The organism is Varibaculum cambriense (genome assembly GCF_032557235.1).
In the GTDB taxonomy this organism is placed as follows: domain Bacteria; phylum Actinomycetota; class Actinomycetes; order Actinomycetales; family Actinomycetaceae; genus Varibaculum; species Varibaculum cambriense_C.
Genome location: NZ_JAWGMB010000007.1, coordinates 46,511 through 70,337 on the forward strand (window position 1 = coordinate 46,511; position 23,827 = coordinate 70,337).

General features: G+C 52.9%; 17 protein-coding genes, 1 tRNA gene and 1 riboswitch. Of the genes, 5 read left to right on the forward strand and 13 right to left on the reverse strand.

Annotation, left to right across the window (positions count from 1 at the left end; translation table 11 throughout):
* Nucleotides 1-11: 11 nt before the first annotated feature.
* Together E6072_RS06540 and galK are read left to right on the forward strand one after the other, a co-directional pair.
* Entirely contained in the window at nt 12-938 is a 927-nt protein-coding gene (locus tag E6072_RS06540; protein WP_316694580.1) for a tetratricopeptide repeat protein, read from the forward strand.
* A 75-nt stretch (nt 939-1,013) separates the two neighbouring features.
* The gene (gene galK, locus E6072_RS06545; RefSeq protein ID WP_316694581.1) at nt 1,014-2,315 is read left to right on the forward strand and encodes a galactokinase; all 1,302 of its coding nucleotides are present in this window, start codon (nt 1,014-1,016) and stop codon (nt 2,313-2,315) included.
* 60 nt (nt 2,316-2,375) lie between these two features.
* Here the strand turns inward: galK and E6072_RS06550 are convergent, their stop codons facing one another.
* The 5 genes from E6072_RS06550 to serS all read right to left on the reverse strand — a co-directional run bounded on the left by E6072_RS06550 (nt 2,376) and on the right by serS (nt 9,382).
* Nucleotides 2,376-5,435 carry a glycoside hydrolase family 2 TIM barrel-domain containing protein gene (locus E6072_RS06550; RefSeq protein ID WP_316694583.1) on the reverse strand — a complete coding sequence of 1,020 codons (3,060 nt, stop codon included), beginning with the start codon at nt 5,433-5,435 and terminating at the stop codon, nt 2,376-2,378.
* 205 nt (nt 5,436-5,640) lie between these two features.
* Nucleotides 5,641-5,727 (reverse strand) — tRNA-Ser (locus E6072_RS06555).
* A 56-nt stretch (nt 5,728-5,783) separates the two neighbouring features.
* Nucleotides 5,784-7,109, reverse strand: coding sequence for an AGE family epimerase/isomerase (locus E6072_RS06560; protein ID WP_316694585.1), 1,326 nt, complete (start codon nt 7,107-7,109; stop codon nt 5,784-5,786).
* Between the two features lie 46 nt (nt 7,110-7,155).
* On the reverse strand, nt 7,156-8,016 hold the full coding sequence (locus E6072_RS06565; RefSeq protein ID WP_316694587.1) for a hypothetical protein: 861 nt from the start codon (nt 8,014-8,016) through the stop codon (nt 7,156-7,158).
* Between the two features lie 82 nt (nt 8,017-8,098).
* Nucleotides 8,099-9,382 (reverse strand): serine--tRNA ligase, encoded by a 1,284-nt coding sequence (gene serS, locus E6072_RS06570; RefSeq protein WP_316694589.1) that lies wholly within the window; start codon nt 9,380-9,382, stop codon nt 8,099-8,101.
* 160 nt (nt 9,383-9,542) lie between these two features.
* Between serS and E6072_RS06575 the strand changes: the two genes are divergently transcribed.
* Nucleotides 9,543-10,628: a diacylglycerol kinase family protein gene (locus E6072_RS06575; RefSeq protein ID WP_316694590.1), complete on the forward strand. Its 1,086-nt coding sequence runs from the start codon at nt 9,543-9,545 to the stop codon at nt 10,626-10,628.
* A 45-nt stretch (nt 10,629-10,673) separates the two neighbouring features.
* Here E6072_RS06575 and pheA read toward each other — a convergent pair whose 3' ends face one another.
* Nucleotides 10,674-11,606 (reverse strand): prephenate dehydratase, encoded by a 933-nt coding sequence (pheA, locus tag E6072_RS06580; RefSeq protein WP_316694591.1) that lies wholly within the window; start codon nt 11,604-11,606, stop codon nt 10,674-10,676.
* 78 nt (nt 11,607-11,684) lie between these two features.
* Between pheA and E6072_RS06585 the strand changes: the two genes are divergently transcribed.
* The gene (locus tag E6072_RS06585; RefSeq protein WP_316694592.1) at nt 11,685-16,283 is read left to right on the forward strand and encodes a hypothetical protein; all 4,599 of its coding nucleotides are present in this window, start codon (nt 11,685-11,687) and stop codon (nt 16,281-16,283) included.
* Here E6072_RS06585 and E6072_RS06590 read toward each other — a convergent pair.
* Complete coding sequence (locus tag E6072_RS06590) at nt 16,226-17,068, reverse strand: glycosyltransferase family 2 protein (protein WP_316694593.1); 843 nt, start codon at nt 17,066-17,068, stop codon at nt 16,226-16,228. The genes E6072_RS06585 and E6072_RS06590 overlap by 58 nt on opposite strands.
* A gap of 292 nt (nt 17,069-17,360) precedes the next feature.
* Between E6072_RS06590 and E6072_RS06595 the strand changes: the two genes are divergently transcribed.
* The gene (locus E6072_RS06595) at nt 17,361-19,052 is read left to right on the forward strand and encodes a PQQ-binding-like beta-propeller repeat protein (RefSeq protein WP_316694595.1); all 1,692 of its coding nucleotides are present in this window, start codon (nt 17,361-17,363) and stop codon (nt 19,050-19,052) included.
* Here E6072_RS06595 and E6072_RS06600 read toward each other — a convergent pair.
* The 6 genes from E6072_RS06600 to dcd all read right to left on the reverse strand — a co-directional run bounded on the left by E6072_RS06600 (nt 19,041) and on the right by dcd (nt 23,799).
* On the reverse strand, nt 19,041-19,346 hold the full coding sequence (locus tag E6072_RS06600) for a hypothetical protein (protein ID WP_316694597.1): 306 nt from the start codon (nt 19,344-19,346) through the stop codon (nt 19,041-19,043). The genes E6072_RS06595 and E6072_RS06600 overlap by 12 nt on opposite strands.
* A gap of 30 nt (nt 19,347-19,376) precedes the next feature.
* A complete protein-coding gene (locus E6072_RS06605; protein WP_316694598.1) occupies nt 19,377-19,538 on the reverse strand; it encodes a hypothetical protein in 162 nt (53 codons plus the stop codon).
* Nucleotides 19,539-19,690: 152 nt separating this feature from the next.
* Nucleotides 19,691-19,792, reverse strand: a riboswitch (TPP riboswitch).
* A gap of 77 nt (nt 19,793-19,869) precedes the next feature.
* Nucleotides 19,870-20,154: a DUF4235 domain-containing protein gene (locus tag E6072_RS06610; RefSeq protein WP_316694600.1), complete on the reverse strand. Its 285-nt coding sequence runs from the start codon at nt 20,152-20,154 to the stop codon at nt 19,870-19,872.
* A gap of 51 nt (nt 20,155-20,205) precedes the next feature.
* Nucleotides 20,206-21,909, reverse strand: a complete 1,704-nt coding sequence (locus tag E6072_RS06615) for an MDR family MFS transporter (RefSeq protein ID WP_316694601.1) — start codon at nt 21,907-21,909, stop codon at nt 20,206-20,208.
* A gap of 145 nt (nt 21,910-22,054) precedes the next feature.
* Nucleotides 22,055-23,206 carry a hypothetical protein gene (locus tag E6072_RS06620; RefSeq protein WP_316694603.1) on the reverse strand — a complete coding sequence of 384 codons (1,152 nt, stop codon included), beginning with the start codon at nt 23,204-23,206 and terminating at the stop codon, nt 22,055-22,057.
* Nucleotides 23,203-23,799 carry a dCTP deaminase gene (gene dcd / locus E6072_RS06625; protein ID WP_316694604.1) on the reverse strand — a complete coding sequence of 199 codons (597 nt, stop codon included), beginning with the start codon at nt 23,797-23,799 and terminating at the stop codon, nt 23,203-23,205. The genes E6072_RS06620 and dcd overlap by 4 nt, the downstream gene beginning before the upstream one ends.
* Between the last annotated feature and the right edge of the window lie 28 nt (nt 23,800-23,827).

Consider the following 23,827-nt stretch of genomic DNA (forward strand, 5'->3'; position numbering starts at 1 on the left):
GATGGTTTCGATTGGCACAAACACATGGAGCAGTAGATTTATCCCAATTTGCTGCTAAAACTGCAACGGCTTCTCAACCAGGATTGGCGGATAATCCTACCGTAAGCGAAGCTCCAGCTAATGCCGGGAGTAGGCGAAATCAAAATGGCGGTGCCGTGGTTACAGGTCCTTTTATTCGCGACGCTAGCGATGACACTTTTGAGGAAGTCGCTGAAACCTCGCTTAAAGTGCCGGTAATCATTGACTTGTGGGCTCCCTGGTGCGGACCTTGCAAACAACTCGGCCCGATTCTAGAGGAACTGGCGCGCGAATATCAGGGACGATTCCAATTGGTGAAAATCAATGTGGATGATTCCCCGCAGTTAGCGCAGGCATTCCAGGCACAATCCATCCCCATGGTAGTGGCGCTGATCGGGGGCAGACCCGCACCTCTTTTCCAAGGGGCGCAGCCCAAAGCCCAGATCAAACCGCTTATCGATCAAGTCTTACAGATCGCTGGACAGACAGGACTGACCGGCGTCATGGCCGGAGAAGCTGACTCGGGTCAGGAAGATCCGCGAAGCGAAGAAGAAAAAGCGGTGGAAGCTTTGGTCGAAGCAGGCGAATATGCAGAGGCTATGACGCAGGCACAAAAGCTACTGCGAAACCGCCCCGAAGAATCCTCCCGCTATCAGGCACTGGTGGATAAAGTATCTATTGCTCAGCGTTTGCAGACTGAAGAAGGCCAAGACGATTCCGATCCCCTGGTTTTGGCGGATCGTTTTTTCCAAGCCGGCAATGAACCGCAAGCTTTCGATCTAGTTTTATCCCTTATTGCAAAGTCTGCTGACGAGGAGCGTGACGAGTATCGGCAACGCCTGCTGGAACTATTCCGCCTGTCTCGCAACCCCGAGGCAGTAAAATTGGCGCGCCAACGTCTGTCTCGGCTGCTATTTTAGAAACCCTGCCTGCGGGAGTTATCTGCAAGGTAGACTGGTTGACGCCAGACCAAATAGAAAGGTTCTAACGCACCCATGAAACCAGATTTTATCCCCGCGTATGATCCGCAAGAGGGCGCGCGCAGAGCTAGAGAGCTTTTCGAGGAAACCTTTGCAGCGACACCGATAGGGGTCTGGCGGGCTCCTGGTCGAGTCAATGTAATCGGGGAACACACCGATTACAATGGTGGGAAGGCATTGCCTCTCGCCCTCCCCCACGCTATCTATGTGGCGCTGCGAGTACGTGAGGATGATCAACTAAAAATTGTTTCTGAAGACTTCCCACAGCTAAGCGTTCACAGCCTTTTAGAGTTAGCAAAAAACTATCCCGCTAGCGGCCCCGGTGCTTTTGTTGGAGGCGTTATCTTGGGGTTGAAACGGGTACTTGAAGATAACGGTCATCCAGAAAAAGCGCGAGAACTAGCGCAGAAAGTGCCGGGACTAGAAGTAGCGATAGCTTCCAGTGTTCCCTTAAGCGCCGGCCTGTCTTCTTCCGCCGCTTTAGAATGTGCGATCGCGGTGGGTATTGATGATCTGGCTTCCCTGGGGTTGGCAGGCAGCTTTGAGGGAAGAAAACTGCTGGTAGAGGCAGGAAAGTTAGCTGAGAACCGCTATGTGGGGGCTCCTACCGGAGGTTTAGATCAATCTGCATCGATGCTTTGTGAAAAAGATCGAGTCTTGGAACTGGATTGTGCTACTTGGCAAACCCGTGCCCATCCTTTTGATCTGCCAGCTTTGGGACTATCCTTACTGGTGATTGATACCTGCACTTCCCATGATCTCGCTGATGGGCAGTACGGGGCACGCCGAGCTGCCTGTGAAGATGCGGCGCAGATTTTAGGGGTGAAAGAACTTGGTGAGCTGGTACCGAAAGATATTCCGCCCTCCGATAATCTGACTGACTTAGAAGCTGCAGACTATCCTCCCTCTTGGGTGCAATCGCAGTTGGATAAATTAGATGACCCGGAGCAGGTTTCGCGAGTGCGACACGTACTTACCGAGATCGCACGCTGCCAGCGGCTATGTGAGCTTTTAGAGGCAGGCGCGGATCTAGATCAATGGCGAAAGCTGCTAGACGCCTCCCACGAGTCCTTGCGGCGCGACTATGAAGTTACCTGCAAAGAACTAGATGTTGCGGTGGAGGCAGCCCGGAAGGCCGGCGCCTATGGAGCCAGGATGACAGGAGGAGGCTTCGGAGGCTGCGCTATTGCCCTGGTTCGCAGCGACCAGCTTGAGGCAACTGCCGGTGCCGTACTAGACGCTTTCGCCAAGGCTGGTTTTAACCAACCCCGCTTCCTAAGCGCCTTGCCCTCCGCCGCAGCCGACAGAGTCGATTAGGGCGACAGTCTGATAGCGTTTTGGATATTTCGTTTCCGCTAGGTCTTTCTTCTCCTTTGATTAGTTGGAGAAACGGATAGTGAAAGAGAACGTGGTGGTCTCGAAATCAACCCGATATTTTTCCTGCAGTTTCGGTCCGCAGCTTTGCGAACCGATCCCCGCCATCAGGTGATCCAGGCACAAGATGGTGCTATCAGCTTCCGTTAACTGATAGTCATGAGGCTTAGCTGTAAGCTCCTCTTGACTGTAATAACTGGCGTTAAAGGAAAATACTTCCTCGCTGGCAACCTCGATCTTCAGGTCTTTTCCGGCAAGGCACAGATAGTCGCAATCTGAGCGAGATCCGTTTTCTTGCGGACGTAAATAATTTTGGAACAAATATCCCGCCGAAGATTCAAAATATCCATGCCAACTAGAACGACGCTTGTCGACGTAGTTTTCATGCGGACCCAGCCCTGCCCAAGTGGCTTGCTGTAGGGATTTATCTAGGAAGAAGCGCAGACCCAAGCGAGGCAGTTCTGGGAATTGGGTATCCCGGCACACCTTCGCGTTTACCTGCAAAACTCCGTCTGGCCTGATAATCCACTCGATATCGGCCTTCAGTAGTGGCTGCAAGGTTTTTGCCACCAGTGCCACTTTGGCGCTGACCACCGTACCCCGAGCCTCGCTATCAGCGCGAACCTCATAAGCGTGCGGGTAGGCGCGGTCATAGCGCGCCCGCCCCCAGAGGGGACGAATATACATATCGTTATCGGTGGGAGCCCGCCAAATATTTAATTCAGTCGGCTGCTTTAATAGTTCTTTTCCGCCTAGCTCAATCCCAGTCAGCATCCCGGTATGACGCGAGAAGCGGTAAGTGTAATCCTCACTAACAACGCATATTTCTAGGGGATCTTCCGTTATGTTAGCTGTGCCGTCTCCCTCGACATCCGTTTTTAATAGCTCCAGGGCGCGAGGAGTGTGCGGGCTGGAATTCTTGAGGGCGAACTCGTCAAACCCTAATAAATGTCCAGCTTCCAGGAACGCCATGGGGCGGGTCAGATAGGTTTCTACCCGCAGGTAGCAGCGTCCTTCCACAGGCACTTCTAACCGCAAGGGAATCTCAACCGTTTCATGAGCGGGCAAATTGGGTACTTCCAAAGTGCCGCTTTCTTCCTGCCCGTCTACCACTTTTACCCAGCGTAAGGAGGTAAAATCGGCGGCGTTCAGATGGTCGGCGGTATTAGTAACCAGCAGTTTTCCGCCTTCTTGATCATATTGGCAACGCAAAGGGCGATAGACATTCTTGGCTTCTAGCAGACCGATATGAGGTAGGCGCTCTGGGGATACCAACCCGTCTACACAGAAGTTTCCATCATGAGGATCTTCGCCGCTATCGCCACCATAAAGCAGATGCCCCTCGCTGTCTCGAACTGCATGGTCGCACCATTCCCAAATAAATCCGCCACACATGCGGGCATCGGAGCGCACTTTGTCCCAGAACTCTTCTAAGTCTCCCGGACCGTTGCCCATAGCGTGGCAGTATTCAACTAGAAGGAAGGGTTTATCGCCCAGTTTTTCTAGGTAATCGTCAATATCAGACAGTGGTGGGTACATCCGTGAATACAGGTCGATATTTTGGTAGTCATATTTGCGGTCAGCAGATCGATAGAACGCGCTTTCGTATTGAGTTACCCGGCTAGGATCGAATTGTTTTACCCAAGCCAAGCATTTTTCGAATGTAGCGCCATAAGCGCATTCGTTACCTGCTGACCAGGAAAATACACTGGGACGATTCTTTTCCGAATGGACGCACAGCTGCATCCGATCCATCGTGGCCTCTATCCACTCGGGATTATTGGCAATCGTATGGTTCCAATGCTCCACAATATTTTCTTCGGATTCATCCTTTAGTAGGCGGTTCCGGGTGCCGTGGCTTTCGTTATCGGCCTCGCTCATCACATAAAATCCCGCCTGATCACACAGGTGATAGAACTGGGGACAGTTGGGATAGTGGGCAGTACGTACCGCGTTGATATTGTGGCGCCGCATCATCTGCAAATCCCGCTTAATATGCTCGATAGAAACTACCGGGCCGGAATCGGGGTCGCTGTCGTGGCGATTTACCCCTTTGATTTTGATGGGGCTGCCGTTAAACTTTAAGACCGCGTCCTCGATAGTAACTTCCCGCACCCCCACTTTTTCGGTAATCACTTCGTTCTCGCTGGTCATTACCAGGTCGTATAGATAGGGTTCGCCCGGGTGCCACAGCCGGGGATTCTTGATAGTAAAGCGGGCGCAGTGGGTATAGATACCCTGCGGATCCGTAAAGGGCTCGAGGGCGCAGCGGGCAATCTCTCCTTCAGCGCCACTTAGAGTGGCGGTAATATCCAGCGCCTCTCCACTAAAGTTGGCACGCAGGGTTACTTCTGCCTGATTATCCTGCAAATCGGTAGTAACAAAATAATCATTTAGATGCGAGAGCGGCCGTTTCAACAGGTAAACGTCACGAATAATCCCGGAAGTGCGGAACTTGTCTTGGTCTTCCAGGTAGGAGCCATCAGACCATTTGAAAACCAGCACTGCCAGAGTGTTTTCTCCCTCGTTTAGATGCGCGGTGATATCAAAAGCGGATTGCGCGTGCGTCACCTGGGAATAACCGACATATTTACCGTTCACCCACAGGTAGAAGCAGGAATCTACTCCTTCAAAAATCAAGGTGGCACCCGGAGCATCCGGGTCTTGTTCATAGTTAAAGGTGTGGCGATAGGCTCCGGCGGGATTGCTATGGGGAACATGCGGCGGGTCGAAGGGGAAGGGATAGTTGATATTAGTGTATTGATGCTGGTCATAGCCGTGATGCTGCCAGGATCCGGGAACGGGAATCCTAGCTGGGAGGGATGCGGCGGCGGGTTGGAAAAAGTCGGCTGGCACCACCTCTAGATTTGGGTAATATCCAAAGTCCCAGTCACCATTCATGAGCTGGAAACGATCAGAGTCTTCCCGCTCTAAGTTGAAGTTTCGTCCCCGGTTTTCTTCTTGGGCGGCTTGCTGCGGCGAGAGCGGTATATAGTAGGCCCGCGCCGGGAGGGTATTTTCATGTAAGACCTGCAGGTTTTGATGGTGAATTTCCAGTTGCATCTGCTTCTCCTATGAATGGGATTTTTATTGTTTGTACCCGACACCCGCTTTGGTGTTATCGGGTTACTCACGCAAGAAATCCGACGTACCGGGCAGGCACATACCTCCAACGGGTTTTTTGAGCGAGCTCGCCAATACTGCTCTACCCCCAGCGTAAGAAAACTGGGAATATTTGTTATTAAAATCGCAGGTAAACAACATTTAGCGGAGAGTAAGGGATTCGAACCCTTGATACCCTTGCGGGTATAACGGTTTTCAAGACCGTCTCCTTCGGCCACTCGGACAACTCTCCTGGCCTACGCTAAAGCGTAAGGACAAGCCCCATGTTACAGTTGCTAACCGCCAGAGCTAAAATCCGCCAAATCTTTTCTTGCGCTCAGGCTCGTCAGGCAGTGGTTTATCCAGCAACCCCTGCGCCAGAGCCATCGCGAATGCAGGAGACAAAGGCAGACGTGGCAACAGCACCGCCTGCACTGCATGGTAAACACTGTCCCGCAGTTTTTGATTCTCTAAATCCAGAGGCTGATTTTCACAGGAAAGCCGATGTACGATTCTTCCGCCCCGCACCAGAAAATGCTCATAGGCAAAATCAAGCCAGGAACGATAGCAATGCTCATAATGGTCTACAACTTCTGCGGAGGCACCTTCTTGTTGGGCTGCCCGCAACAGCGTTACTGCCGCACCGATTGCCTCAAATTGCACCCAGGCCTGGCGATCACGAATTATCAGTTTGCCTTCCCAATCCACGGTGAAGGCAAACCCGGGAGCCCCATCACGCCTCCAGGCATCTTCGCGAGCCCGCTCAAATATTTCGGTTGCAGTTTCACTCAGCCAGTCAGGTACTTCTTTCTTGGTATTTTTCAACATGGCTCGCGCCTCTATCATTAGACGCGAGAACATGAAGGAGTGACCAACATCAGAACCGTACGCACGGTGGGTTTCCTGCGGATTATCTCGGTTATACCCCAGTAGCGGCTGCCATTGACTGTCATAATGCTCCGGGATTCGCCAATCATATTCACGTGATACCCGGGCCACCCGCTCCAGAATTCGTATCGCCCGCTCCGTCCATTTACTGTCATTAGTAACCTGGGCTACCAGCATATATGCCTCTACCATATGCATATTAGAGTTCAGACCCCGGTAATCTTCGCAGACAGAATAGTCACGATTGAAGCTTTCGCACACCATCCCCGCTTCCTGATCCCACCAGTGCAGATCGTTATCGCGAATAGCTTCTTGCATCAATTCATGGGCACCGATGCGATCAGCTGCAGTTGCTGAGGCCGCCCCCAACAGTAAAAATGCGTGGGAGTAGGAACGTTTGTCGTCACGTCCTTTATAAGGGATCGCCTTTCCGTCCTGGTCAAGTTGGTGCTCAATGGCATCGAACCATCCGCCATTATCGGGGTCACGGAAATACTGGTTGAGGCAACGAATCCCGTGCTCTACCAGGCGGCGACATCCGGGCACCCCCAATAACACCCCAAGAGAAAACACATGCACCATGCGGGAGGTCAGATACAACTGAATCGGCTGCTCTAGGTCAACTACGCCGTTTCGATCTAGGCAGGCAAACCCCGTTTTGACCTCTGATTTACGCCCATAGTCCAGCAAATCCTGCAAACATGCAGACAGCCAACGATTATGTTCGATTGAGTCGAACCAAAACATTGTTCAGCTCCTTTGTTGATTCGTTCTTTGGGGACAAGTAAAAAGCCTAGACAAATTTCATCTGGTGAGGCAGGGGGGTAACCGCGTCAGTTAGAGCGGGCACCGCCACATAATCCACTCCAGAATCGCCATAGGCACCGGCGTCTTCCAGGTCTAGATCCCCTCTGACTTCCAGCAGGGTTCCCGGATTAATCGTCTGGCGGTGATCAGCTGCCATTGCTGCCTGTTCAGGGGTGAATCCTTGCAAAGCTACCAGGTCAACCCGCATTTTTAACAAAGGATCTAAGTCTTGCAGGCGATCTATTTCTACCTCGATCGGTTTACCCTTGGCCGCCGTACGTACGTGGTTGATCACGTCTCCCAGGCCGGTTCCCAATTTCAGATGTTGCGCCGTCACCCGCGGGAAAGAACCGACCCCCAGGCGCGAAGTCATCCCGTCCCCGACTCTAACCGCATATTTTTCAAGTTCGCCTAAGCCAGGAGTAACCGAGAGAGTATCCCTGACTACCAGTTTCGTCTGCGAAAGTGTCTGTGCCCACTGCGCGGTCCTGCTTGCAATCCCCGACAGATGTGATAAGAACCAGAGGCAAAGATCCCTGGCCTCCAAAAGGCCGCGAGTATTACCGCTCAGTTCCAAAACCGGAGTTCCCGCAGTTACCGCCGTGCCATCCGCGACTCGCAAGTGTAGTTCATATTCCCCGAGCACTTGCGTTAGTACTTCGCGAGCAACGGGGATCCCGCAAATCCGGCCATCCTGGAGGGCGATAAATTGCACGCGGGCACGGTCATTGTCTGGAACTACCGCGGCAGTAGCAATATCTTCTCCATAGCTTCGGCAGCTCTCGAGGGCACGCTCAACTACTTGAGGCACATAATCTCCCTGAGGATACTGCAGGTAATCAGCCATCGAATCTCTCCGTCCTTTAAATAACTATCTCGGGATGCGCGAGGGCGCCCTCGCTTAATCCTTTCACGCTTTGCGCTCAGATTTAGGCGTTCGGAACTGGCTCCAGGATTTCTTTTCCACCCAGGTAGGGACGCAGCGCCTGCGGAACATATACGGAGCCATCGGCTTGCTGATGGTTTTCCAGGATAGCTACCAGCCAACGAGTACAGGCTAAGGTACCGTTCAAAGTCGCTACCGGCTGAGTTTTTCCGTTCTCGTCCCGGTAGCGAATCCCCAGGCGGCGCGCCTGATAGGTAGTGCAATTGGAAGTGGAGGTTAGCTCTAGGTAGCGTTCTTGGCTGGGCAGCCAGGCTTCACAGTCGAACTTGCGGGCTGCTGAAGTTCCCAAGTCCCCAGCGGCGGTATCGATTACCCGATATGGCAGTTCAACCTTTTGCAACATTTCCTCTTCCAAGGCCAATAGACGCTGGTGTTCTGCTTCTGATATTTCTGGACGACAGTAAGAAAACATTTCTACCTTGTTGAACTGGTGTACCCGAATAATTCCGCGCACATCTTTTCCATGCGACCCGGACTCCCTCCGGTAACAGGCTGACCAGCCGGAATAACGTAGAGGCTCTTCCCCAAGTTCCAGGATTTCCCCGCCATGGTAACCACCGAGGGCGACCTCGGAGGTACCTACCAGGTAGAGGTCATCGGCGGGTAGATAGTAGATTTCTTCGGAATGCTCGGTTAAGAAACCGGTTCCCCGCATCGTATCGGGAGTGACTAAGGTGGGAGTGGTCATGGGGATAAATCCATGCTGCTCTGCCAAGTCCCAGGCGCAGGTAAGCAGCGCCAGTTCCAGGCGAGCCCCGATGCCTCGTAGATAGTAGAAACGGGAGCCAGATACTTTAGCGCCCCGCTTAACGTCGATTGCCTGCAGCATCTCCCCGATTTCCAGGTGATCGCGGACTTTAATACCTTCGGCAGCAAAATCACGGATCTTAGACCCGCGATGGGCAAGAACTACATAATCATCCTCGCCGCCCGAGGGGATCCCGGGAATGATGATATTGGGCAGTGCCGCCAGGAGATCCTGTGCTTTAGCGGAAGCTGCTCCCGCCTCGGCCTCGGATTCTTTAACTTTTGCTGCCAGCTCTTTAGCCTTGGCAAGTACTTGCTGCCGCTCGCTAGGGTCAGCTCGCCCAATACTCTTAGACAGCGCTTTTTGCTCCGCGCGCATCGCTTCAAAATCTTGCTGTTTTTTGAGTCGGAGCCCATCTGCGGCCAGTACTTCATCGATCCGCGCGGGATCATCCCCGCGGGCGATTAGGGAATCTTTTGCTGGCTGCGGATCCTCACGCAACTGTCGAATATCAATCATGGGTTTATCATATCCTCACCGGGCATCGCTTCTCATCTTGTCTTTCGATCGAGTAAGTGGCGGCGGAATGCCTGGCAGGATTGGTCAGTTGAGCCCCGCCAATCCTTAGCTGACTTCCCCGTTACTCTAAGATCACTGCAAATGTTCTAAACTAGCGGCTATGACCACTGTGCTCTGGATTCTGGTAATCGCGGCGCTGGCTTTAGGAATTATTGCTTTGTCCTCGGCGATTAGTGCCCGCCGGATTGCCACCCGGGCAATGAAACTTGCGATTAAACAAGGATTTTCTGCGCCTACCACTACCTGCAGCAATGAGTCTTCAAAACGGGTGGTGGTCATTTATAACCCAATGAAGATTACGGATCTTAAAGAGTTCCGCCACGTCGTTACCCAGCGCGCCCAGGCCACCGGTTACGAGGAACCGTTGTTTTTGGAAACCGACCAGGATTCTTTGGGGGCTAACCAAGCTAAAGAAGCGATCCGGCAAGAAGCCGGGCTGGTTATTTCCGCCGGTGGGGATGGCACTTTACGGATTATCGCAGCTACCCTGGCCGAAAGCCGGATTCCGCTCGGGATTTTGCCGTTAGGAACGGGGAATCTTTTAGCCCGCAACCTCAATATTCCAATTGATTCTTTACCCCGCGCCTGTGAAATTGCGTTTACCGGTAAAAACACTGGGGTTGACTTGGGGATTTTGAAAACTGAAACCGGAGCGGAGTTTCCGTTTCTGGTCATGGCGGGGATCGGCTATGACGCAGAGGTTATGAACCGAGTCTCTAACAAACTCAAAGAGTCGATCGGCTGGGGTGCCTATGTCGTTTCCGGGATCGCCGCTTCAAATAAACCCCCGATCACTATGGATGTTACTTTTGGAGGCCAATCGCACTCGCGTACTCGTAAAGTCAATACCCTACTGTTTGCTTCTTGCGGGGAGCTAGTTGGTGGAATTCCCCTCTTGCCGGAGGCTAACCCACATGATGGCTGGTTAGAGATACTAATGCTGAGTGTCCGCGGCGGATTAATTGGCTTTTTAGAGGTAATCAGCGGAGTATTTCGCGATACCTTGGGGGTTAAGAAACTCACGGCCGGATTGGTTTCAAAAACCGATGTGATCCGCACTCGGACGGCCAGCGCCAAGGTGCACGGGGAGCCGCGGATGATTCAAGTCGATGGCGATACGGTGGGTAGCTACCGGGAGATTTCTGCATCTTTAGATCGGGGAGCGGTAGTGGTACGCATCCCCTAGGAAACTCCTAGCGGTCTGCATAGCTCATAATCGCGAACTCGTGACCTACTTTTGTAAAATCGAATCCACCCAACCCCGGGCACGCTGAAAATCACGGTCTCCCGTGCGGGGAGCATGATCATTTCGCACCTGGTCAGCGCGCGCATAGGAACCTAAGAACCGTAAGTCTTCACTGATCCGGTACAGCCCACGCAGCGCAGATTGCACTCGCTCTTCCCTAACGTGTCCATCCAGATCAATACTGAACACATATCGTCCCGGATGCCCAGCTAGAGGACGTGACTCGATACGACTCAAGTTGATTCCCCGCGCCGAAAACTGTTGCAGCATTTCTAGCAGCGCCCCCGAACGGTAGTCATTAGGTAAACGTACTTGAATAGTGCTTTTATCAGCTCCGCAGGGCTGAGGTACGTGACCGGGATTTGCCACTTCCACGAAACGGGTAACTGCTCCGGGATTATCGGCCACGTCCTCGTAAAGAGGCGTAAGCCCATAGGTCGTTACTGCTGCCCCCGAGGCTAGCACCGCTTGGAAACCCGCATCTGTCTCGGAAAGCATCCTTGCTGATTCCGCCGTGGATGTGGTGGCTACATGAACCACCCCCGGCAGATGGTCTGCTACCCAGTTGCGGCACTGAGCCCAGGCGTGAGAATGGGTACCGATGCGGGTAATCTCGGAAAGCTGCGTCCCTTCCCGCACCGCTAAAGTGAACCCTACCGGGACAATCATTTCCGCCACGATTTGCAGGCGTTTGTCCCACCCCAGGGAATCCAAGGTGGCGCTCACGCCTCCTTCAATAGAGTTTTCGATAGGCACCACTGCCCGCTCGGCTTTCCCTTCCCGCACCATATCCATAGCGAGACGTTCCCCGGCACAGGGAATCAGCTGAGCATTAGCTGGTGCCACTTGCAGCAATGCCTGGTGACAAAAAGTACCTACCGGCCCTAAGAACGCATAGTTAATAACTGCTGTATTCATCTCCGCTTCCTTTATCAACTATTTTCACGATACTAGGAAAAATGCCCTTTACCCTTATTGAGACCGTAGAATATGGCTGTGGCAAAAACAGTAAGGCACCTTTCCCGTTTAGGCAGCGCCCTCCTGTTTAGTTTTTTGTTTGTATTACTAGTCTTACCGGTAGAGCCAGCGGCGGCGACCACTTGGGAACCAGAACCTGCCCCTAAGGAGCTTACTCCAGCGCAAAAGATCTACTACCCTAACCTAGATACCTATTCCAACCCGCGGGTAAGAGATCCCCTACTGTTAGTGCTAACCCGGAATCTGTCTTGGCAAAAAATCGCCCCCAATTTGAAGCAATACCCGCAGCTAGCAAAATACGCCGCGGCGGGTGCAGTCGGCACTGTTAACGCCTCAGCATGCCTTAGCGAATCTGCGTTAACCATACAAAACGGCTATCCTGCCCGCCTGGCGCCCCCCTGCCCTAGAGCCGCGGTAGCGGCCGGGAAAATAACGGGAGTTGGCGAAAACTACTGGCAAGAAACTCAGCAGGCACGCCCGGGACAACTAGCGGGCGTTTTAGAAGCCTTCGGAATTAAAACGCGCGCAATTGGCTCCCAGGCGGGCTTATTGCTGGCTAACGGTAACGGGTCCGTGAAAAACTATGCCTCGCTACCAGAATCCGTCCCGGAACTGACGGCTAAAGTGAAAGCCAGTTTGGCCGAGGGCGGGCTCACCGTAGTGGATCTAAGTACCCTGTCCCAATCCAAGCAGCAACTACAAATGTTGGAGGGAGCGCTGGCCGGGTTAAGCCCCAAATCAGGGATGATTTCCCTGTCTCTAGTGGCCGATACAAAAAACACTGCGCCCTATTTGCTGACTTTTTTCCCAGCTAGCGGTACCGGCTTAGTCACCTCCGCGAGCACCAACGCTACCGGTCTAAGCACTTTAGCAGATATTAACGCTCAGATTCTTTCTCATTTCTCCCTACCTGTTCCTACTGGAAACCAGGGATCGCCGTTAGCTGCTCACAGTATTCCAGGGCAGTTACAACCGTTAATAAACCTAGAAAATGCTGCCAGCAGTTCGACAGAAAAAGACCTGCAACAGCGTTTAGATTACTTACAAAACCAGGTGCAGCTTTCTACTGTCAGCACCAACGCTAAAATCTGGCTTTATCTGGCTATCACCTGCTGTTTCTTCTTGACTTTCGGAGGATACCTGTGGAACAGGAAGCGCGGAAAACTTAAGCTCCGTCGCATCCGAATTCCCTTAAGCGTCGCCGCAGTTTTTACTGCTTTTCTTTCTCCTGCTTCTTTTTGTCTCTACTACCTATTAGGTGCTGACTGGGCGGTATCTCCCGGCTGGGCTAGTGGCGCGATAGCTCTAATTGCTTTACTTTTTGCTGCCCTGTTAGCGCTGTTCGTTTCGGCGCTGCGACAATCTTTCGTTTTTTCTCCTGCCCCACTGGCGCGCTGGGCAGGGATAGCCGCGAGTGCTCTCACCTTGGGGATTATGCTCTGGACGCGCAAGCAGGCTGAATATGCGCAAGTGGGAACCCCTTTGGGCTATAGCGTTTTAGATGGCCCCTTCTTTTGGCGACTATCTGCCGAAGCCGCCGCCTTGACGCTTAGCTGCATACTAATAGCCGCGGTTTGCCTGCTAGCGTCCCTACCGCCTCTAGGTACTTTCTGGCGCCGAAACCGGATTACATGTCGCGCAATAACCGCGGTAACGGTGCTAGCCTTATTTACTGGCTTGTGGCTGTGGGCAGGAGTTTCCGCTCTGATCTGTGCCCTGCTTTTCCTCGCTCCTTCAGCTGTGGCATTTTTGACTTACTCCCATCCGGTTGCTGCTTCGCCCTGCGCTTCGCGTCCGAGTTCGTCTTTCCGCACCGTTTCGATAGTTGCAGTACTGGGGGCACTGTCCCTAGGGGGAGCCGGAATAATCGGGACTCTTGGAGTTAGCCCCGATGCCCCGGCCACCAAGATTGACTCCTTGCCCCAGTCCTCAGATACCAAAGTGGCGGTGGTTTTCACTTCGGGTCTTTCTTGGGAAGACCTAGTGGCAGCACAGCCGGAACTGGCAGACAGTTCCCCGGCAGTTAGAAACGGGGCTCTGTTTAACTTAGCTCCCTACCCTTTTAAGGCTATGGCTTGTCCCCAGGATGCCTGGTTAACATTTTCTGCTGGCCGCCCTCTGTCGAAATACTCGCTGGCAGGACGTAACCTTTGTCTGGAGCCAGAGCCTTTGAGTGACGGGAAACGGGTACAAATGTGGGATTACTATCAGCGCTCGGCTATCGCCAGCTCCCTAGCGGCTCGTCCGGGCGTATTTGCTCAGCAGCTGCGAGACGCCCAAATTTCTGCGGGAGCTATCGGAAATAGTGCCGCTTTGGCGCTAGCAGATGAGGAAGGATTTATCCGCGGGCAAGTAAACGATATTGATCCCGTGGATCCCGCCTACGCTCAGGCAGTACGGAGCATGGTTTCCTCTCACGGCCTGACCTTGATCGATGTGCAAGCTGGATCCCAAAACCTTAATCCGGACCGACAGACCCGCGAGGTAGGTACGCAGCAGCAAGATATCTTCTACTTCCTGGATCCTGCCTCCGGGAAATCCCAACTGAAAAAAACAGATATTTGGGATCCGATTGGGCTACTACAAAGTGGCGGTTCCCTCTCGGGAAACTCTTTGCAAGCGGGAGCGCTAGTTACTGACGCAAAAAATGCCCGTAACCAGATGCAAGATAGAAATAATCTGCGCCGCTCAGAAATGAATCCGCAGATAAATCCTACTCCCGCAGCCTCCCTGGGCTTATTCGGGGATTCTGACAGCACCTTTTCTCCCGGCGCCTTGCACTTGGTAGATCTTTCCACTGTGCTTAGTCAAGATCCGGGACTAGATGCCGACTACCTAACCCAGACTCGAAAACAAAATCATCGGTTGTTTCCTACGGTAGCTACCTATCCTGATCTGAGAGAAAAGCTACCGAACCGCATCAACCTTGCCCAGCAAGAAAAACAGATTACCGCCCTCAAGAACACCCTGGCGGCGCTGCCAGAGAATACCCGCGCCCTGGTGATATCGGCTAACCCAGATTCTGCCCAGCAACGTTTACAAGCCGCCATGGTCTACGGGAAGGGGATCTCGGAGGGGATCGCTTATTCGCCCTCTACCCATCAGGTGGGGATTGCCCAAACCGCAGATTTACCGGCCACGGTTTTGGACTGGTTGGGCGCCCGCAACGACAAGTTGAGCTCCTCAGGTTCTTCCCTAATGATTAGCAGCAATGCCTCCACTGATAGTGCTGAGCGCCTTGAGCGTCTCGTGAGTACTTCTCAACGCGCCGATGCTAGCTATGCACGCCTGGGACTCCCGCCAAACAAATTTGTAGCCTTCGCAGCTGGGGCTTTATTAGTACTTGCGTTGTGCCTGGTTTCTTTGCTAGCCATAAAACCGAATCCGAGACATCCTCATTTGCGGATCCAACTGGGCATGCTGGGACAGTTCCTCTGCCTAGCGGTGGCTTCCTTACCCGCTGCTTGCCTGGGAGCTGCGATGCTACCATGGTGGGAAGCCGAAGCACCCACCAGTTTTTTCACTACCACCAGCGTCTTAATTGCCTCCTTACTAGCTCTGGTTGCCTGCACTGGCCCCTGGCGTGATCGCCCCATTGGACCGGCCTTGGTGATTGCCGCTTTCAGTACCTTTTTCATTTGTTTAGATGTCGCTACCGGTTCTCACATTTCCATGGACTCCCCCTTCGGATCATTTTCCCTACTAGGAGCCCGCTTCTTTGGGTTTGGAAATGTCTATTACTCGGTGTGTGCCATCTGGACCTTGCTGCTATGCGGATGCGTTACCTCGCTTGGTCGACCCGCAGCTTTCGGAGGCAAAAAGAATTCTCGGCTCCAAGTCTGGTTAGCTAACTTGTTGATCACCCTCTTAGCGATAGCTTTTATGGTGATAGATGGCCTGCCGCGTTACGGGGCCGATTTTGGGGGACCGATATCCTTCTTGCCCGGGTTCTTAGTACTGGTGCTCTTACTTAACGGAAAACGGGTAGGAATAAAACGGATACTCGTGGTACTCATGGTGGCGACGGGAGCTTCCGTAGGACTGGCATTTGCCGACTGGATGCGTCCTGCTTCTCAAAGAACACATCTCGGAAACTTTGTACAGTCTGTTATTAACGGTGACCTGCAGGTGATTATTACCCGGAAAATCCTGGCTAACCTGGCTAGTTGGGGATCAATAACCTATGTTTGGTCACTACTGTGTTGCCTACTCGTTTTCGTAGTCCTAGTATTTCCCGCGCTGTCCCTAACTGCGATGCCGACGAATCTTTTCCTCCCCGATAATCTTGCTTTAGCTCCCCTTACTCCCCCGGATAGACAAGAGGAATACTCCAAGAGTTACTGGCAGCGCTGCCGCACCTATCTGCGAGATTTGGCAACCTTTGTCACCTGGATATTTGCGCACGTGCGTCCGCAACTGGGAGAAACCCCGCTAGCAAAGAAAGAAAGTACCCTTAGGATCACTCTGGTAGCTATCGGGATCAACCAGTTATTCGCCTATTTACTCAATGATTCCGGTACTCAGCTGCCCGCCACGGGACTGTTACTTACCGCTCTGGCTTACTGTTCGGCACTCTTTGCGTCTTTACCAGTAACTTCGCGGGGCTTAGCTCGATAGACTTGACCCGGTTTTTGTTTCACCGCTGCATCTAAGAACTTATGGGGTTTGACATGCACCCGGCGGGCACGCAGCCGTCCTAGGGCTTTCGCCACGTCAATAAACTGATGCAGGCGATGCATCTGGGATTTAAAATCCCGCCGGCTAACACGGTGGGTAAAGTTTACCGGCACCTCTTTAACCGAGAAACCCGCACTAAGCAGGCTAATCGTCATATCCGTTTCGACTCCCCAGCCAGCTGCCAAGGGAAGGGCGGCTTGGAAAGCGGCGGTGGTTAGACAGCGTTGCCCCGACAGGGGAGCTTGCGGATTCCAGCCGGTAGTACGTCTAATTGCCCATCTTGACAATCCCAGTACAAATCCATGTCCGCCTGCCCCAGCCGGCTTGGGTAAAACCGCAATACTACAGTCGGCCTCTCCGGTAATAACTGGCTCGATTAACGGAGCCGCTTCAGCCGCACTATCAGCTAGGTCAGCATCTAAGAATAATAGCAGTGGCGGTTTTTCCCCTTTGATAGCCCGCATTGCTACTACTTTGGCACCAGTTTCCATGGAGGAAGCTTTACCGCGATTCACGGTGTGACGGACGGTTACCGCCCCGGCTTGTCTGGCCACTTCGCGAGTATCATCTGAAGAACCATCATCTACCACTACGATTAAGTCCAGGTCGACAAATGGTAGCGCTTTTACTGCTCTAACAGTCATCCCGATACGCTCGGCCTCATCTTTTGCGGGAATAATTACTGCCACGCGCTGATCTGCCTGCCCACCGGGATCTACATGCATGTTTTGCCTCAGCTTTACCTATTCTTTTAGACCCAAACTTATAACTTTATTCTAACCATAAATAGGGAACTTGCGAACCTATTTGACGACCACAGCAGCCTGTCTCCGGCAAGCTATCAGAAACAATTCTGTTTTAAACCGGCTTTCCTTCCTAGATAATGCCCTGAATATTTGGGTTATCCCCCTCCGACTTGTTCGCTAACCGGCATATCCGCCACGCCATGACCGAGAAACAACCAGTGCGGGTTAGACTTAACTAGGTTGATTTGAAGATAGCGGAAGGAAGGATGCAGTGGCTGGCTCCAGGCGCATCAAACGCCGGCTTTTCCGGCTGGTCATAGTAATTCTCACTCTCGCGTTATTGGCGATAATTGGTGGCGGAACCTTCTTATGGTGGCGTTACACCGCCAGGCAAGCACAATCAAGTGGTTATTTTAAGGTTCAACCGGTACTGCAAGAGGATTTCCGGGCACAAGACTATGGGATTGAGTCCTTTCTTCCTCTATGGGGACAGCAATCTTCCATTCGCCCAGTAGCCTATGGAGATTACCGAATTAGTGCCGGCGTCACTGGTGATGGTAGTGGCGTCATCCTGCAACTATCCACCGATGGAACCTCCTCTTGGTCGGTAAACTTAGGAGCCCCCATAGCTGCCTGCGCAAGGCAAACACTCGGGGGCACCAATGGAGACCATCGAAACCTGCCCTGTCTTTATCATTCGGGTAATGGTTCGGGGATAGCAATAGTGGATTTGAAGATGGGGACTGCCCGTTGGATATGGGAATCTACCGATTCCTATGTCAATATCGCTACCCAGGGATCCCAGATCGTCCTAGTTGGGGAAGATCTTTCCCTCCTACGACTATCGGATCAAGGCGAACAGCTAGCGGAAGGACTAGTGTCGCAAAAAGCTTCCGAACCGCAGTTACAGCCAGATACCGGTAACTGCAACCTTGACGGTAAACCTACGGAGCAAGCACCAGAAGCTTTTGAAACTTTCTCCGACACCCTGTGGGTTATAGGGCATAAAGGAATCAACTATTTGGTGGATCCCGAAACTAACCAGATTCAGGCCGCCAGTCCCGGAAGATTGATCCGCAACGCTGACGATACTGCTTGGGCGCTCAGCCCCGCAGACGGGTGCACCCGATCCCTTTTTATTCAGCCGCAACGCTCCCATGTCACTACGCTCCCGCAGGGAACTACAGTTCCCACCGACACCTCCGGGCAGCTATTAGACCTGGTGCAAAAAGGAGGAAAGCTCTTCCGCATGGATTGGGACAAGTTACGTTCCCTTCGCACCCTATTCGACGAAACCGAAATGAAACTGGGAGCGGGAACCCAGGTGCTCTCGACGACCAATTCCCTGTATGTTTCCAGCGAGAACCAGCTCGGTTGCTATTCACGAAAGAACGGGAAAGAGATCTGGTCCTTTAGTGAGAAAGTGAAACAAATGCGTCTACACCAGGACGTTTTGCTTTATACCACTGAGGAGGGACTGCTTAAGGCAGTATCCACTGCCGACGGCATTGAGCTATGGAGCGTGAACATTGTAGACAACAGCTTTTTAGAATCCATAAAGGAAGACAAGAAACTACAAACCCTGGCTCCGGCGGGATTGCAAACTTGGGGGCGACAGGTTGGGGAAAATCAAACCGTAGGTCGCGGAGCCGCCAACCCGATGACCGCGGCGGAACCCGGTTTTTCTGTCCCGATTGATTCTTGCATTCGCGTAAGCGATACCAATGGTTCTGGCAGTTCCTACCAGGTGCAATTCAATCGGGTATCCTGCCAGCTAAAAGGAGCAGAAAAAGTTATCCGGATAATCGATACCGGGCAAATCGATCGCGGAAAACCTGCGTCAGACTATCTTAAGAAGTGTCTAGAGGATCCCCAAGCTACGAGCGCAATCACCGTCACCAGTGCGATCGCCGATCCTAAAATATCTGCTCTGTGTACCGGACAGGTGGCTTCAGGTCGCTAACGGTACTACACAGGTTTCATCCTGCTGAACCTTTAGACCCACCTTTTGCTGAGACTGCTTCTTAGATAGGTGGATCCCCAATCCCGCCTCTGCCTGTCCGCTGTATTCTTCGCTTCCATGGCGCCAAGACACTTCAGCCAAATATTTTCCGCGGCGCACCCGCAAATCCCGGGCGGTAACCGCAATCCCTTGCCCGCCCGAAAGAGTGCCAATACCGGATAGAAAAAGCAGATCCCTAAAAAGACGAGCGGGACACCGGTCGCTAGGACGAGCAACACTCGCCCTAGCGACCAAGTGCGAGCATCGGTAGGGCTCATCGAGGGGTTATCCTATTACCGCCTGCACCTGGCGAATCCACTCGCCGCGGTTTTGCTCAATCCGGGCTGGATCTAGTTGTTTGTCATTTTCGGGTCGGGGCGCAAACTTCTGAAGCTTCGGATCTAGTTTTACCTGCTCGTCAATGGGGTAGGTAATGTTTTCATTCATAATGGCGCTCTGTCCTTCTTCGCTGTAAAGCCAGTTCAACACCTTTTCTGCGCCAGCGGCGTTCTTTGCCCCCTTGAGTACCGCCCCATATTCAACCGCTGGATAGCAGGTGCCTGCGATATTGGCAGTGGGAGCCGACCTTCCATCCTCCGCAAGTAAGAGACTCGACTTCCTGCGCCAGCATTACCTGGTTCAGGTGCGAGGGTCTGTCCACCTGGACACTCTCAGCCTATTTGGCTCCCCTGTCGTTACGGTCTCCTCAAGCCTATCAACGGTGAATCCGTTGCTTCTACACCAGCGGCTCGAACCGGGAAAACGTGTCCTAGAAAAGTTAGTTACCTAGGTCAAGGACGTCTTTGTGACGCCCCCCGTACCAGCTATTAGTACGACGCATTGCGGCACGCTGGATAAGTGTGACCGCCACTCCTGAAATAGCGGCAAAAAGCACTACCTCTAGTAGCGAGGACTGCGCCGCTTCCTCCCCGTCTTGCGGAGGTTTGTGTCCGGTAACTAGTTTCCAACCGGTGTTAATAGCCAAGTTCGCGATCAATCCTGCACCCGCTAAGCTCGCGGCGCTTGCTACTTTCCAGCCAATATCCATGGTTTGCCTTTCCACTTGATAGTTACTACTAACCTACCCTAGGTGGGCATTGTCTGTTCCCAAATCCTATTTACTCTCTCCGGTATGATCCTGTTCTTCGCCCTTAGCCGGGGAAGTATCCTCGGTCTTAGCTGAATCCTTTTTCTGCTTAAGCTGTGCGAGCTCCTGGCTAACTTGATCCTTTTCGAGGGCGCGGCGCACCAATTCGCGTTCCCGTTCCGTTGCCTGATGCTTTTGGGCTTCATGCTCGGCATATTCCGAAATCAGCTCACTGCCTTTCATCAGGCAGACGCAAACCAAGCCGATCAGGGAAAGTACCAGCAGCGGTACAAAAATATCTCCGAGAGCGCCCGCATAGGCATCCCGAACCACCTGTTGTTGCGCAGCTGGCAGTTTATCCAGTTCCAAGGTAGATAGGTCTGCCATGGCGGCACCCTTATCTCCTAGTTTCGCCATCGCAGAGCTGACCGCACGCGCAATCTCCCAAGTGAACACGAAACCGCAAATTTGTATCCCAATTGCCCCTCCCATAGACCGGCAAAAGGTAACCGTAGAGGTAGCCGCCCCCATATCGCGCAGTTTCACTCCGTTTTGTACCGCTAACACCAGGTTTTGCATACTGGCACCTTGCCCAGCTCCCAACAGGAACATACCTAGGGCAATAAACCAGTAGGGGGTGTTTTTATCAATCAGAGTGATAAAGAGAATCCCCACACACATTACTACGAAACCACCGACCACAAACCGTTTCCAGCGTCCTATTCGCGAAACCAATAACCCGATTAAAGTGGAGGCGATAAAGGTGCCGACCATACCCGGAAGCAACGCCATCCCCGCGAGTGCCGGATTCATACCTTTAGCGATTTGGAAGAACTGGGTGAAGAACAGCGGCGGGGCATTAAGCGCAGTTCCTACCGAGATTGACCCTAGGATTGCCAGCAGGGTGGTGCGCTTGGTAAACATCCACATCGGTATCACCGGTTCTGGAAAATGCAGCTCCCAAAGCACGAAGGCCACCAGGAATAGTACCGCTAAAGCCAGCATTACTGCGGTTTGCCAGGAGGCGAAAGCGAAGGTTTTTCCAGCTAGGGAGAGCCAAATCAAAGATGCTGATACCGCCGCAGTTACCAGACCAGTCCCCACAAAATCGATACGTGGTTTCGAGATTTGCGCAGCCGGAACTTTCAAGAAACGCCAAAGCACCGCCATTGCAGCCAGGGAAAACGGAACCGAAACCCACAGACACCAGCGCCACCCTAACCAGGGCGTGGCCACAATAAACCCTCCAACCAACGGGCCAGAGATATTGGAGATGGCCATGACTGCCCCAATATAACCGTTATAGCGTCCGCGTTCGCGCGGGGGAATAATCAAAGCCATAACTACTTGGGTGAGTGACATGATCGCCCCCATGCCTATCCCCTGCACAATGCGGGTGAAGATCAGTTGCCAAGCCTCGGTAACCGCCCCCGAAAGCAGAGATCCTAAAGTAAACAGCCCGATTGCCCCCATCAAGAGTTTCTTCGAGTCATACATATCTGCCAGTTTTCCCGAAACCGGGGTTGCTAGCGTGGAGGCCAGCATCATGGCAGTTACTATCCAGGTGTATTGAGATTCGGTGCCATGCAGTGCCGACATCATAGTTGGTAGCGCAGTCCCGATGATAGTTACTGACATTACTGCCACAAACAACACCATCAACAGTCCGGATAAGACTTGCAAGACCTCTAAGGATCGTTCGGGCCTCGCTGCCTGGCTTGTACGATTCATCTTTCTCCTTACACCCCGCGTTTACCCTTAAATTCTAGTCACCGCTAGAAAAAACTAGCTAGCAAAATAGATAGCTGTTTTCTCAAGGTGAGTGACTGCAGCTGTTGGCTAGAAGTCCTTGAAAGTAGCTAGCGGCAAAAATATGCTAGTTCCAGGTAACTAAGAACGAGTCTTCGTCTACTACGGTTCCCTCAGCGACTTCCGCTAATAGGCGGGCAGCGTCCTCAAACGCATGAGTCACTTTCATCCGTGCGACCCGTTCTACCCGGTTAAGACGCCGATTCCCTGGGGGCTGCTCTAGCCATTGCATCTGGTAGATAGCAAACGGTTTCCCTGAATAGGGATGAAACCGTAACGCCGACGGCACCTGCAAACTTGCTTCCACCCCGAGGAAAAAATCTGCCCCCATCCCTAGCGAGCCGTAAAGGGCGTAAGCATCACTATTGGCTAGTTGACTGCCCATCTCTTTATCAAAGGCGGCCGCCTCTGCCGCTATCCAGTCCAGTTTCTCTTTTCCTAGTTGGGCACTAACTAAAGACTCGGCTTCCCGCTCCAGGCGCCGCTGAGAACGACTAGGGCGTTCGGGGGCTCCTGGATCTAGACTTAACTCTCCCAATACTGGCTTTAGAAGTTCTTGAATACTGGTTTTTTCTATCCAATAGGGCGAATACACCGCTAGATTGACCGCTGAGTCCGGGTCGGGGGAAAGGATCTGAGCCGGAGCATCTTTGGCGCTACTACCTGCACCTACCCGCAGGCTCCCCCCGAGGCGCCGGCAGATAGCCAATAAGCCGCTAAGTACTTCAAATTCCACCCCGATGGGTTCACTCGCCGCAAAAGCGTCACTAAGCAGGTCACTTCCGCGCAATTCTTCCGCTAGCTGCCCGGCGCGCATCCGCGGACAATCCAGACGGAAGGCAACTTCACTATATGCAGGTAGCTTTAGGTTTTCACGGACTGACTGGTTGACTTGAAAGGGACCGACAAGTTCTGCCTGCCCGCTTAGACGTAACCTGCCGGGAGCGAGCCAAGTCGCGTCCTCCCAAAGGGAAACGGCTAGTGCTTCTACTTCGTTCGGGGTAACTTCTGCAGGGAAAACTACCAGCTGTGGGCAACCGGCTTGGGTAAACTCGCTAGCTGGCAGCAGTCCCTGAGAGCGCATATAGGATGCTCCCGGGTTAATAGCGGCCGCTTGTTTTTGTGGCTCTAATCCTTCCGCGGTTATTCTGACTGCGCGAATTTTTCCGGTTTCTATTCGCGCGAAGGTCGAGGTATCAGTAAGCGGGCTCTCGCTCACTGCACGTCTTCCATCTCCGGCACTTCACTACAAGTAAAGCGCAGATAGGAACGGGAGGCGGTGGGGCCGCGTTGACCCTGGTAGCGGGATCCTCTCTCCATAGAACCATAGGGTTTTTCGGCTGAGGACGATAATTGGAAGAAACATAACTGACCAATTTTCATGCCCGGGTAGAGCAGGATCGGCATAGTGGCAGTATTCGATAGCTCCAAGGTGACGTGACCGTTAAAACCGGGGTCAATAAAACCGGCAGTGGAATGAGTAAGCAATCCCAGGCGGCCCAGAGAAGATTTGCCTTCTAGACGGGCAGCCAGATTCTCTGCTAGTCGCACCCGTTCCAGGGTCGATCCCAACACGAACTCTCCGGGATGCAATACGAAAGGCGCGCTCTGACCCACATCTACCAGGTGAGTTAAGTCATCTTGCGGTAAAGCCGGATCGATCACCGAATATTTATGGTTATCAAAAAGTCGGAAGTAACGATCCAGGCGCACATCGATAGAGGCCGGCTGAATCATCTGCGGGTCGTAAGGATCAATCTCAATGTCCCCGCTGGCACACAGTTTGGCAATGTCACGGTCAGATAAAAGCATGCCCCCAGTCTAGCGCAGCCGGCACGCG